We start from the raw sequence: 10,022 nt of genomic DNA, 5'->3' as shown, positions 1-10,022 counted from the left end.
CCGCCTCTGCGATCTCGTGGCTGGGGCGCTCGTCGAGGTCGATGTCGATGCCGGGATGCGCGACGAGGAAGGCCGGCAGCATGTCGCGCAGCAGCGCGCTGGTGGCGGCCGTGTTGGCCATCAGCCGCACGCGGGCGCGCAAGCCCGTGGCATAGGCGCCGAGGTCGCCGGTCATCGCCTCGATCTGGTTCTGCACCGCCCGCGCATGGTGCAGCAGCGCCTGCCCGGCGGCCGTCGGCACCACGCCGCGCCGCCGCCGCTCTAAAAGCGGCGCGCCGAGGCTTTCCTCCATGCCCTTGATGCGGGCGCTGGCGGAGGCGAGCGCCAGCCCCGCAAGTTCGGCACCATGGGTGATGCTGCCGCGCTCGGCGACCAGCAGGAACAGCCGGAGATCGGTAAGATCGAAGCGCATCTTTCTTCTCCTGCAGGGTTTCAGCCTTCGGCGTAGGCGAAGGCTGACGGCGTAACTTCCACATTGTGGGCGGCCGGCATGTCAGTCAAATCTTTTGCGATGGAGATGCGCGATGAGCGAAAAGGCGCCAGGCCGGCATGGACCCGGCATACTTGAAAGCGCGGCGATCGTGCTTGCGATCGCGGTGGCCTCGCTTGCCATGGCGCGAGCGGAGCCCGGCCAGTGCGGTTGCGTGGCGATGGCTGCCCCTGTCCACCATGAAGCAACGCCTGCAAAACCCGCACCCGACGATCATGCGGCGGACATGCTGTTGCATGACTGATCGAAGCGGCACCCCGAAGGAACGACCGTGCTGAGCGTCGGCGTCATCGCCTGGATCGGCGCGGTCTTCCTTGCCGCGGGCTTCGTCAAGGGTGCCGTCGGCATGGGGCTGCCGACCGTGGCGATGGGGCTGCTGGCGGTAACGATGCCGCCGGCGCAGGCGGCTGCCCTGCTCTTGATCCCGTCGCTGGTCACCAATCTTTGGCAGTTGTTCACCGGCCCATCCTTCGGCGGGCTGTGCAATCGGTTGTGGACGATGATGGCCGGCGTCGTGCTTGGCACCGTCGCCGGGACCGGCCTGCTCACCGGCACACACTCTGGCGTTGCCTCGGCCGGGCTCGGTGCGGCGCTGGTGCTTTACGCCATTCTCGGCCTGCTCAAGCTTGGCTTCACCACGCCGGCGCACCACGAGGCGTTGGTATCACCGCTGGTCGGTGTGGCGACCGGGCTGGTCACCGGCGCCACCGGGGTCTTCGTCATCCCGGCCGTGCCCTATCTGCAATCGCTGCGGCTGGGCCGGGAAGACCTCATCCAAGCGCTCGGCCTGTCCTTCACCGTGTCGACGGCGGCTCTTGCCCTTGGGTTGTTCAAGGCAGGCGCGTTCGCATCGCCGACAATGCAACTGGCGGGATCGGTCCTGGCGCTTGCGCCGGCGCTCGCCGGCATGTTCGCCGGCCAGGCGCTGCGCCAGGCGATGAGCGTCGAGACGTTTCGCACGGTGTTCTTCGCCGGGCTGCTGATGCTGGGCGGGTATCTGGTCTTGGAGGCCGCGCTCTGGTCTTCGGCATCCTAAGCGGCCGGTGGGGATTGGCGCGGAGCGTGATCATTAGCGTCATGCAGCGTCCCATGGAGGCTTTGTCGTCATGGTGCGGCGCAACCGGTGGTTCGGATGCTGCGGCGCGTCGAGACGTTCCAGAAAAGCGGCGTAGACATCCGGCTCGACAGTAAAGATGTCGCGGTTGAGCAACGTGTCTTCAGTGGCACGCTGCAACGCTTCAAGCATGAAGTCCTTGCGCATGAATGGGCTCCTTCCCTGCGTTAACAGCATAGCATAGCGACGATGTCACTACGATCTGTCGGTCCGGCCGCCCGATGAAAAGTCGCGCCCTCATTCGGCAATCGACCTGATGACGTTGGCCGGGTTTCCCCCGACAAGCGTGTTCGGGGGAACGTTCCTAGTGACCACGGAACCCGCCGCGACAACCGAGTTTTCGCCCACCGTCACGCCGCCGATGACCGTCGCGCCGGCCGCGATCCAGACATTGCGTTCGATCACGATCGGCTTTGCGGTCGTGAAGGCGCGACGCCGCGACGGTTCGAGGGGATGGCCCGAGGTGATGAGGCTGACATTCGGCCCGATCATGACATCGTCGGCGATGTCGAGCCCGCCAAGATCATAAAAGGTGCAGTTCTGATTGATGAAGACATTGCGCCCGACGCGGATATCGGATCCGCCGGTCGTGTAGAAGGGCGGGATCAGCAGGAAGCTGTCGTCGACTTTCCTGCCAATGAGTTCGCTGAACAGGGTCCGGACTTCAGCCGCGTCGTTGAAGGTCAAGCGGTTGAGGCTTGCGGTGGTCGCCATCGCCCGTTTGACGTCGGCCAGCATGGCGGCCGACTGCGGCATTCCGCTGGGAATTATCCTGGTGCGACCCTCGTCCGCCATTCGTCAATTTTCTCCGGCGCGGTCGAACAATGTTGGCGCACGACAGCCGCGCCGGGATGGTCTCCGGCTGTTATTTGAGCATGATTCCGAAAGTCAGTTCCAGCCCGGGAAAACGCCCTAGCGGACGACCAGCACCGGGATTTCCGTGTAGGACAGCACTTCCGCCGTCTGGCTGCCGAGAAGCAGCTTGCCCAGTCCGCGGCGGCCGTGCGAAGCCATGACGATCAGGTCGCAGCCCAGGGCCCGCGACAGTTCCAGGATGGCTTCGGCGGGCCGCTTGTCCTCGACATGCACGACCTCCGCGGATACGCCGACGGCGTTCGCCGACGCCTTGCACTTGTCGAGCACTTCCTTAGCGTGTCGTCCCGCCTCTTCCTTGTAGGCAGCCAGTTCGTTGCCGGCGGCATAGCCGGCCATGGCACCGCCCAAGGCGAAGATCGGGAATGGTTCCGAGACGGTGACGAAGGTGACAGCAGCGCCGAGGCCCTTGGCCAACGTTAGGCCGTGAGTAACGCCCTTGTCGGCCAGTTCCGATCCGTCCGTGGCGATGAGCAGATGTTTGTACATGACGATCTCGACTTGTTGTGCAAGGGCCCGTGCCCTTGTGGTGGCGGGAGCCTTGTGGAGGCTGGCCTTGATATAGTTGCGGCCTCGGGCCGATCACAGGGCCGGCCTGCCGCGGATCAAGGCCAGGCGACCACGCAGTTTTGTGCCAAGCGGATTCCCCTTTGCCGCATCGTCGCTTAAGGTGCCGGACCACATCGAAAGGCATCCCATGAGCAGCGTGTATCCCCAAATCCATCTGGTCCGGCATGGCGAGACGGCGTGGAGCCTTTCGGGGCAGCATACCGGCCGCACCGACATGCCGTTGACCCCGGTTGGCGAGGCCGCGGCGCGGGGTGTCGCCGATAGGCTCAAGGGGCTGTCTTTTTCGGCCGTATGGTCGAGCCCGTCGCAGCGCGCCTACAACACCAGCGTACTGGCCGGCTTCGGCGCGCAGAGCGCCAAGAAGGACGATCTGCAGGAATGGGACTACGGCGCCTATGAGGGGCTGACGACAAAACAGATCCTGGCCGAGCGCCCCGGCTGGAATGTGTTTCGCGATGGTTGTCCAAAGGGCGAGATGGCGGCCGATGTCGGCGTGCGGGCCGACAGGATTATCGCCGGGCTGCGCGAGGCCAATGCCGGCATATTGGTGTTTTCCAGCGCGCATTTCTTGCGCGTGCTGGCGGCGCGCTGGATTGGCCTGCCGCCCGAAGGCGGCGCGCTGCTTGTGCTCGAAACAGCCAGCATCAGCGTGCTCGGCTACGAGCATGATTTGAGCGAGCCGGTCATCCGGAAATGGAACCAGAAGTAGGGCGGCTTTGGCCAGCGGCGCCGCTTCCGCCCTATCTGTCGAATTTCTTGATCGCTTCGGCGGTCACCGGCGTGAAGAAATTTACCAGATTGCCATCGGGGTCGCGAAACAGCAGCGAGCGGTTGCCCCAGGGCATGGTGGTCGGCTTCTGCACAGTGATATTCCTGAGGAGGTCCGAGAGCCTGGCGAATTCAGCATCGACGTCGCCGACGCGGAACTCGATGATGACGGTGTGGTTGTCGGCGGGGCGGGCGATGTCGCCGCCAAACAGCATCAAGGTGCGCGTGCTGCCGATCGCCAGCGTGCAGGCCGGTGTCGCCAGTTCGGCGAAGTCTTCCGTGTAGACCGTCACGGGCATGCCGGTGATCTCGCCGTAGAAGCGCACGAGGCGCTGAACGTCCGACGTGATGATGCGGACAGAGACGAGGTTCATCGCATTGGCTCCCTGATCGTTGAAGCCGTGGCCGGCTCCCATCCGACTTATAGGCCAGGCCTCCTGACAGCTTTCCGTCAGGAAGGATTGCTGTGAGCCTGCACCAGCGCAAGCGCTGCTCACCCCGTCAGCAGCGCCAGTTCCTCCGGTGTCAAATGCCGTGCCGTGCCCTTGGCGAGGTCGCCGAGCGGCAGGCGGCCGATGGCGATGCGGATGAGGCGCAGGACCTCGACGCCGTGCGCGGCGAGCAGGCGACGGATGTGGCGGTTGCGGCCTTCGTCGAGCACGATCTCCAGCCAGGCGGTGCGGCCGCCGCTGCGCAAAAATTCGATCGAATTCGTGGTCAGGATCTCGCCGTCGACGCTCACGCCCGCGCGCAACGTCTTCAACATCGCCGCGTCCGGCACCGTGCCGATCTGCACGCGGTAGGTTTTCGGCAAATGCGAAGCCGGGTCCATCAGCCGGTTGGCAAACCGGGTGTCGTTGGTCATCAGCAGCAGGCCTTCGCTGGCCTTGTCGAGGCGGCCGACCGGCGAGACGAAGGGCAGGTCGAGCCCTTCGAAGCAGGCATAGACGGTGTCGCGCTGCTGCGGGTCGTCGCGGGTGGTGACCAGCCCGCGCGGCTTGTTGAGCATGAGATAGACCTTGCGCTCGGCAACCACCGGCCTGTCGTCGACGACGATGCGGTCGCGGTCGAGGTCGACCCGCAGGGCTGCATTGCGCACGACCTTGCCGCCGACGCGCACGCGGCCCTCCGCGATCAGCACATCCGCCTGCGTGCGCGAGCACAGGCCAAGTTTTGAGAGGGCGCGGTTGAGACTGACGCCGGGCGCCGCCTGCCTGCCGCTCTGCCGTGTCTGGCGTGGTGTCATGCTGCCCGTCTGCGCTGGTGGAGCCGACAGATGCCACGGGCCACGATCGCTTCGCAAGCCGCGCTGCTGCAATCGTGCGCAGGGCAAGGGCAATGACGGCATCCGCAACTCTTGGACCGGCGATATTGTCGCCGCCGCATTCGCGATAAACTTGCTTCGCATGAGTGAGTCTACCGCGCCGATCACCAAGACCGTCGTCATCGGTGCCGAGCCGGCCAAGGTCTGGCGGATACTGACGACGCCAGAAATGATCCCGCAATGGATGTCCGACGAGGAGTTGACCGTCAGCCTGCAAGGACAGGCCGGCGGCACGATCGTGATGCGCGGATTGCTGCACGGAATGCCGTTCGAGAACCATGGCACCATCCGCGCTTTTGAGCCGGGAAGGAGCTTCGCCTATAGTTACTGGAGCACGCTGTCGGCCTCGCGGCTGGCGGACGTGCCCGAAAACCACACGGTGCTCAGCTTCGATCTGGCGCCGGCGGATGAGGGAACGCTGCTGACGCTGACGCTCAGCGATTTTGCCGAACCGGCGATCCGTCCGCATGCCAATCTCTACTGGGGGCCGACCTTGCAGATCCTGAAAGCGGTCTGCGAGCGTGCTTGAGGGCGGGCGTCATCGGCCCTTACTCTTTGGGGTGTCGGGCGAGAGCCAGCGCGCGGATGCGATCGGCGACGGCGCTGTCGACCGGGTTGTAGACGGTCAGGCTCAAATCCGGCCGGCCGTCGACCGCGAAGCCCGAATATTCCAGCTCGATATCGCCGAGTTCCGGATGCTTCAGGCGCTTTGTCCCGTCGCCGTGGCTGAGCACGTCGTTTGCCCGCCACAGGGCGGCAAACTCGGGGCTGGCGCTGCAAAGCTCGTCGACGAGTTCGCGCACCTCGGAGACAGCGCCGGCGCGTGCCGCATCGGCACGGAACGAGCCCACCACGAAACGAGCGAGGTTTTGCCAGTCGTGCTGCCTGGCGCGGATATGGGGACTGAGGAACATGAAGCGCAGGATGTTGCGCTCGCCCTCGGGCAGGGCGCTGTAGTCGGTCAGCACGACTCGCGCGGCGCGGTTCCAGGCAACGACATCCCACGTAGCGGTCCTGACTATGGCGGGGCTGGCATCGAGCGTGTCGATGAGGCGCTGCAGCCGTGGGCTGACACCCTCGGCACCGGTGTAGCGGACCTCGGGCGGGCGCCCGAGCCCCAGCATGAAAAGATGTTCGCGCTCCGCCTCGGTCAGCAGCAGCCCCTTGGCGATGCGATTGAGGACATCGGCCGAGGGCGCACCGCCGCGGCCCTGTTCCAGCCATGTGTACCAGGTCGGGCTGATGTTGGCGCGCTGGGCGACCTCTTCCCGGCGCAGTCCCGGCGTGCGTCGGCGGCCCGAAAAGCCGAAGGACGCCGGATCGAGCCGCGTGCGCCGGTCTTTGAGGAACGCTGCCAGCGAGCCGGCGGAACTGGAGGACATCCTGTTAGCCATTATACCATGATAAGATCACTACTTTAATAGAATAATAGACCAGCAATATTACGCAGGCAACTGTGCAGGAGATTTTGCATGCGTATCTTTCTCACCGGCGCGACCGGTTTCATCGGTTCGGCGATCGTTCCCGAACTCATCAAGGCGGGCCACCAGGTGGTCGGCGTGACCCGCTTCGACGCCGGCGCCGAGGCGCTGGTCGCGGCAGGCGCCGAGGTGCATCGGGGCACCCTCGAAGATCCCGAGGGGCTGCGCGACGGCGCGGCGAAGGCGGAGGCTGTGATCCATACGGCGTTCGACCATGATTTCTCGCGGTTTGCCGAAAATTGCGAAAAGGACAAGCGCGTCATCGCCGCACTCGGCGCCGCCCTGGCCGGCTCCGACCGGCCGCTGGTGATCACCTCCGGCGTCGGCATGGGCAGCGCTGGGCATGGCGAACTGGCAAGCGAGGACGTCTTCAATGCCAGCCACCCCAATCCGCGCATAGCCTCCGAGCTGGCCGGCAATGCGCTTCTGGAAAACGGCATCAATCTGTCGGTGGTGCGGCTGCCGCAGGTCCACAATCCGGTCAAGCAAGGGCTTATCTCGCCGCTCATCGAGATCGCGCGTGAAAGGGGCGTCTCGGCCTATGTCGGCGAGGGCCGCAACCGCTTCTCCGCGGGCCATCTCCTCGATGCGGCGCGGCTTTACCGGCTGGCCGTGGAAAAGCGGCAACCGGGAGCACGCTATCACGCGGTCGGCGAGGAAGGCGTCGAGGTGCGGGCCATCGCCGAGGCGCTTGGCCGGGGCCTGAAATTGCCGGTCGTCTCCATCGCGCCGGAAAGAGCGGCGGAGCATTTCGGCTGGATGGCAATGTTCGCGCCGATGGATCTGCCGGCCTCCAGCGCGCTGACACAGGCACGATTGGGCTGGCATCCGACCGGCCCGACGCTGATCGCCGATCTCGACGCCATGCAATACGCCGTTTGACCGGCTGAAGCGTCGGCGCAGAAGCGGGCCGCCAATCCGGGATAGCCGGGTTGGCGGTCATTTCCGTTCAGCGAGCAACGTCAAGCAGGGGTGACGGCGTAGCGCAGATGGACGAGCCCATGCGCCAAGGCCTTGCAGCTTTTCAGGGACAACTGCATCTTGCCCGCCAGGCCGCTCTCGCCGAACTCGACGAAGGCCTGGTTGGCGGCGCGTCCATCGATCGCGGGCGCCACGAGAAGGCTCAGTTCATCGACGAGCCCGGCCGCAAGGAACGAACCGTTGATGCCGGCGCCGCCCTCAAGCAGCAGCCGGCTTATGCCGAGTTCGCTGCCGAGCACCTCGAGCACAGCCGCGAGATCGATGTCCGCCGCTTCCGACACGATATAGGACACGCCGTCGGCGGCGAGTTCGGCCAAATGGCTGTCGGCGACGTCGCGCCCAAGCAGCACCACGACGTGGTCGCCACCGATGTCGGGTTTGGAAAAGTGAAGCTTGCCCGAGGCATCGAGCGCCACGGCATAGCTACCCGCATCACGTTGAGCTAAATGATGGGGTCGGTCGACCTTGTCGACATTGGCCGGTGGGTGCGCGGCGGCCTTGCTCATTTCGGCCATGGTGACGCGGCCGACGATCCAGGCGTCGCCCGCCATGTCGTTGTGGATATGCTCGTAGAGGCTCGACCACTCCGCCCGGGTCCCGTCCGGACTTGTCGTGTAGCGGCTTGGATGAAGGCCGCCGTCGAGTGATGCGAGCATATGGCAGATGATTTGCGGCTTCATCGGGTCACGCCGCTTCAAGCGCCATCACTTTTTCAGCGGCCTTTGCGAGAAACCCCGATCGGGTATAGCCATGAGCTTCGGCAAAGGCATCGATCCTTTGGAGAATGTCGTCGGAAAGCGTCACGTTGATACGCACTGTTTTCCTGGTCTGGGTCTGGGCCGAGACCAGGATTGCAACACCGTCGCGATTATCGGTGTCCGCCATCACAGCCTCCAAACTGGAGGGTTCAGGAACAGCCCCGCCATCCTCGACCAACCCTTCGATGTGGAGGGCGAGGGCCTCTTCAGCCATGGACCGGGCGTCATCCAGATCCTTGCCGGCGGTAATCACGCCTGGGAAATCAGGGAAAGACACACCGAAGTCGCTGTCGGCATCCTTATGGATAAGTCCGATATACTGCTTCATGGCCGTCACCTCAGTTTCAGTCCAGATTGTTTTTCGATGCTGCGCAGGGTGCCTATTGGAATATCGCGCTTGGGATGAGGGACGGTGACCCGCCCTAGCCTGTCGCGGTGTTTGAATTGCGCATGACTACCCCTTCGGGCAACTTCAACCCACCCATCAGCTTTCAACAGGCGGATAATGTCGGCGCTTTTCATGTGTATTTATACACATTTAATGGTGGCCTTTCAATAAGGAATATGAAGTCAGTCAACGCCAAATAGGCCGCAGGAGGCGATGCGCCGTGTCTATTGTGCTGGGAAGCATGCCCACGATCCAGAAATCCGACAATTCCGATAATTTGCCGAACAGCGCTGTTATATCGAGGTTGCACAAATGGTTGGCCCTGGGTTAGCATCCCTGCGCAGGCGTCGGTGGGAGGCTCTTTTTACAGCGGCGGCCAGCTGGAGCGGCATGCGTTTTCGGGCGCAGGGAGGATGCTCCAACACTTTGAACCGATGCATGATCCTTCCTGAAACCGATCCCGGTTTTCGGGGTCGTGCGTTTTTGTGGAGGAGGATCCCATGAACAGACGTGAATTCCTGCTGTCGTCCGCGGCTTTCGGCGCCATGATGGTCGCCGCGCCCTCGGTGTTTGCGCAGGACAAGCTCACCATCCTTGGCTCGGTGCCCAGTCTCGGCTTTCCGTTCTTCGTGCACATGCTGAACGAGATCAAGGCGGAAGCCGCCACGCAAGGCGTCAATTTGACCGAAAGCGACGGCCAGAACTCGGCCACCAAGCAGACCGCCGACATCGAGGCGGCCTTGGTGCAGAAGGTCAACGCCATTGTCATCTCGCCGCTCGACGTCAACGCGCTGGCGCCGGCCATCGAGGAAGCGGTCAAGGCCGGCGTTCCGGTGGTGACGATCGACCGCCGCGTCGACGGCGTCGAGGGCATCCTGGCCCATGTCGGCGCCGACAACGTCAAGGGCGGCGAGGCGGAAGCCAACGCGGTGGTGGCGGCATTTCCCAATGGCGCCAAACTCTTCCACCTTCAGGGCCAGCCCGGCGCCGGCCCGGCGATCGACCGCAACAAGGGCGTTCACAACGTTCTCGATCCGCTGAAGGACAAGTACCAGATCGTCTTCGAGCAGACCGCCAACTTCGCCCGCGCCGAGGCGCTGTCGGTGACCGAGGCCGGCCTTGCCGCCAACGGCAAGCCGGACGCCATCGTCTGCGCCAATGACGACATGGCGCTGGGCGCCATGGAGGCTTGTGCCGCGCGCAACTTCACCGACGTCAAGATCTACGGCTTCGATGCACTGCCGGAAGCGCTGGTCGCGGTGCGTGACGGCAAGC

General features: G+C 64.3%; 16 protein-coding genes. 6 read left to right on the top strand and 10 right to left on the bottom strand.

The features are described 5' to 3' along the window. On the bottom strand, nt 1–412 hold a 412-nt coding region (locus EN749_RS22160; RefSeq protein WP_145990970.1), incomplete at its 3' end, for a LysR family transcriptional regulator. 112 nt (nt 413–524) lie between these two features. On the opposite strand from EN749_RS22160, the gene EN749_RS22155 reads away from it, so the two are divergent. Further along, on the top strand, nt 525–734 hold the full coding sequence (locus EN749_RS22155; RefSeq protein ID WP_128289565.1) for a hypothetical protein: 210 nt from the start codon (nt 525–527) through the stop codon (nt 732–734). 27 nt (nt 735–761) lie between these two features. Then, nucleotides 762–1,526, top strand: a complete 765-nt coding sequence (locus EN749_RS22150) for a sulfite exporter TauE/SafE family protein (RefSeq protein ID WP_127809743.1) — start codon at nt 762–764, stop codon at nt 1,524–1,526. Between the two features lie 39 nt (nt 1,527–1,565). Here EN749_RS22150 and EN749_RS22145 read toward each other — a convergent pair whose 3' ends face one another. The 3 genes from EN749_RS22145 to EN749_RS22135 all read right to left on the bottom strand — a co-directional run bounded on the left by EN749_RS22145 (nt 1,566) and on the right by EN749_RS22135 (nt 2,966). Beyond that, the gene (locus EN749_RS22145; RefSeq protein WP_245463733.1) at nt 1,566–1,751 is read right to left on the bottom strand and encodes a DUF1778 domain-containing protein; all 186 of its coding nucleotides are present in this window, start codon (nt 1,749–1,751) and stop codon (nt 1,566–1,568) included. Nucleotides 1,752–1,841: 90 nt separating this feature from the next. Next, complete coding sequence (locus tag EN749_RS22140) at nt 1,842–2,399, bottom strand: sugar O-acetyltransferase (protein WP_127322506.1); 558 nt, start codon at nt 2,397–2,399, stop codon at nt 1,842–1,844. A 117-nt stretch (nt 2,400–2,516) separates the two neighbouring features. Beyond that, nucleotides 2,517–2,966: a universal stress protein gene (locus tag EN749_RS22135; protein ID WP_127809744.1), complete on the bottom strand. Its 450-nt coding sequence runs from the start codon at nt 2,964–2,966 to the stop codon at nt 2,517–2,519. Between the two features lie 208 nt (nt 2,967–3,174). On the opposite strand from EN749_RS22135, the gene EN749_RS22130 reads away from it, so the two are divergent. Continuing rightward, nucleotides 3,175–3,756: a histidine phosphatase family protein gene (locus EN749_RS22130; protein WP_127809745.1), complete on the top strand. Its 582-nt coding sequence runs from the start codon at nt 3,175–3,177 to the stop codon at nt 3,754–3,756. A gap of 31 nt (nt 3,757–3,787) precedes the next feature. On the opposite strand, the gene EN749_RS22125 is transcribed toward EN749_RS22130, so the two are convergent. Then, a complete protein-coding gene (locus EN749_RS22125) occupies nt 3,788–4,189 on the bottom strand; it encodes a VOC family protein (protein WP_128289562.1) in 402 nt (133 codons plus the stop codon). Between the two features lie 119 nt (nt 4,190–4,308). Beyond that, the gene (locus EN749_RS22120; RefSeq protein ID WP_128363967.1) at nt 4,309–5,061 is read right to left on the bottom strand and encodes a pseudouridine synthase; all 753 of its coding nucleotides are present in this window, start codon (nt 5,059–5,061) and stop codon (nt 4,309–4,311) included. A gap of 160 nt (nt 5,062–5,221) precedes the next feature. Between EN749_RS22120 and EN749_RS22115 the strand changes: the two genes are divergently transcribed. Continuing rightward, nucleotides 5,222–5,668, top strand: coding sequence for an SRPBCC domain-containing protein (locus tag EN749_RS22115; RefSeq protein ID WP_128363966.1), 447 nt, complete (start codon nt 5,222–5,224; stop codon nt 5,666–5,668). Nucleotides 5,669–5,687: 19 nt separating this feature from the next. Here the strand turns inward: EN749_RS22115 and EN749_RS22110 are convergent, their stop codons facing one another. Next, nucleotides 5,688–6,521 (bottom strand): helix-turn-helix transcriptional regulator, encoded by an 834-nt coding sequence (locus EN749_RS22110; protein WP_189367647.1) that lies wholly within the window; start codon nt 6,519–6,521, stop codon nt 5,688–5,690. Nucleotides 6,522–6,611: 90 nt separating this feature from the next. Between EN749_RS22110 and EN749_RS22105 the strand changes: the two genes are divergently transcribed. After that, nucleotides 6,612–7,502 carry an SDR family oxidoreductase gene (locus EN749_RS22105; protein ID WP_128363964.1) on the top strand — a complete coding sequence of 297 codons (891 nt, stop codon included), beginning with the start codon at nt 6,612–6,614 and terminating at the stop codon, nt 7,500–7,502. 80 nt (nt 7,503–7,582) lie between these two features. Here EN749_RS22105 and EN749_RS22100 read toward each other — a convergent pair whose 3' ends face one another. The 3 genes from EN749_RS22100 to EN749_RS22090 are packed head-to-tail and all read right to left on the bottom strand — an operon-like array spanning nt 7,583 to nt 8,881. Beyond that, nucleotides 7,583–8,281: a RibD family protein gene (locus tag EN749_RS22100; RefSeq protein ID WP_128363963.1), complete on the bottom strand. Its 699-nt coding sequence runs from the start codon at nt 8,279–8,281 to the stop codon at nt 7,583–7,585. 4 nt (nt 8,282–8,285) lie between these two features. Beyond that, nucleotides 8,286–8,687, bottom strand: a complete 402-nt coding sequence (locus tag EN749_RS22095; protein WP_128363962.1) for a type II toxin-antitoxin system HicB family antitoxin — start codon at nt 8,685–8,687, stop codon at nt 8,286–8,288. A gap of 5 nt (nt 8,688–8,692) precedes the next feature. After that, complete coding sequence (locus EN749_RS22090) at nt 8,693–8,881, bottom strand: type II toxin-antitoxin system HicA family toxin (protein ID WP_128363961.1); 189 nt, start codon at nt 8,879–8,881, stop codon at nt 8,693–8,695. Nucleotides 8,882–9,247: 366 nt separating this feature from the next. On the opposite strand from EN749_RS22090, the gene EN749_RS22085 reads away from it, so the two are divergent. Next, a partial coding sequence (locus tag EN749_RS22085; protein ID WP_128363960.1) for a substrate-binding domain-containing protein occupies nt 9,248–10,022 on the top strand: 775 nt, incomplete at its 3' end.

Source organism: Mesorhizobium sp. M7A.F.Ca.ET.027.02.1.1, from assembly GCF_004022985.1.
In the GTDB taxonomy this organism is placed as follows: Bacteria; Pseudomonadota; Alphaproteobacteria; order Rhizobiales; family Rhizobiaceae; genus Mesorhizobium.
The sequence above is the reverse complement of the archived record's forward strand: the minus strand, read 5'-3'. Positions and strand labels throughout refer to the sequence as shown.

Bases quoted from the DNA above. Each gene is read 5' to 3' on its own strand.
- EN749_RS22130 (WP_127809745.1), top strand. From the start codon at position 3,175: ATGAGCAGCGTGTATCCCCAAATCCATCTGGTCCGGCATGGCGAGACG.
- EN749_RS22095 (WP_128363962.1), bottom strand. From the start codon at position 8,687: ATGAAGCAGTATATCGGACTTATCCATAAGGATGCCGACAGCGACTTC.
- EN749_RS22105 (WP_128363964.1), top strand. From the start codon at position 6,612: ATGCGTATCTTTCTCACCGGCGCGACCGGTTTCATCGGTTCGGCGATC.
- EN749_RS22110 (WP_189367647.1), bottom strand. From the start codon at position 6,521: ATGTCCTCCAGTTCCGCCGGCTCGCTGGCAGCGTTCCTCAAAGACCGG.
- EN749_RS22145 (WP_245463733.1), bottom strand. From the start codon at position 1,751: ATGCGCAAGGACTTCATGCTTGAAGCGTTGCAGCGTGCCACTGAAGAC.
- EN749_RS22115 (WP_128363966.1), top strand. From the start codon at position 5,222: ATGAGTGAGTCTACCGCGCCGATCACCAAGACCGTCGTCATCGGTGCC.
- EN749_RS22155 (WP_128289565.1), top strand. From the start codon at position 525: ATGAGCGAAAAGGCGCCAGGCCGGCATGGACCCGGCATACTTGAAAGC.
- EN749_RS22100 (WP_128363963.1), bottom strand. From the start codon at position 8,281: ATGAAGCCGCAAATCATCTGCCATATGCTCGCATCACTCGACGGCGGC.
- EN749_RS22120 (WP_128363967.1), bottom strand. From the start codon at position 5,061: ATGACACCACGCCAGACACGGCAGAGCGGCAGGCAGGCGGCGCCCGGC.
- EN749_RS22125 (WP_128289562.1), bottom strand. From the start codon at position 4,189: ATGAACCTCGTCTCTGTCCGCATCATCACGTCGGACGTTCAGCGCCTC.
- EN749_RS22090 (WP_128363961.1), bottom strand. From the start codon at position 8,881: ATGAAAAGCGCCGACATTATCCGCCTGTTGAAAGCTGATGGGTGGGTT.
- EN749_RS22140 (WP_127322506.1), bottom strand. From the start codon at position 2,399: ATGGCGGACGAGGGTCGCACCAGGATAATTCCCAGCGGAATGCCGCAG.
- EN749_RS22135 (WP_127809744.1), bottom strand. From the start codon at position 2,966: ATGTACAAACATCTGCTCATCGCCACGGACGGATCGGAACTGGCCGAC.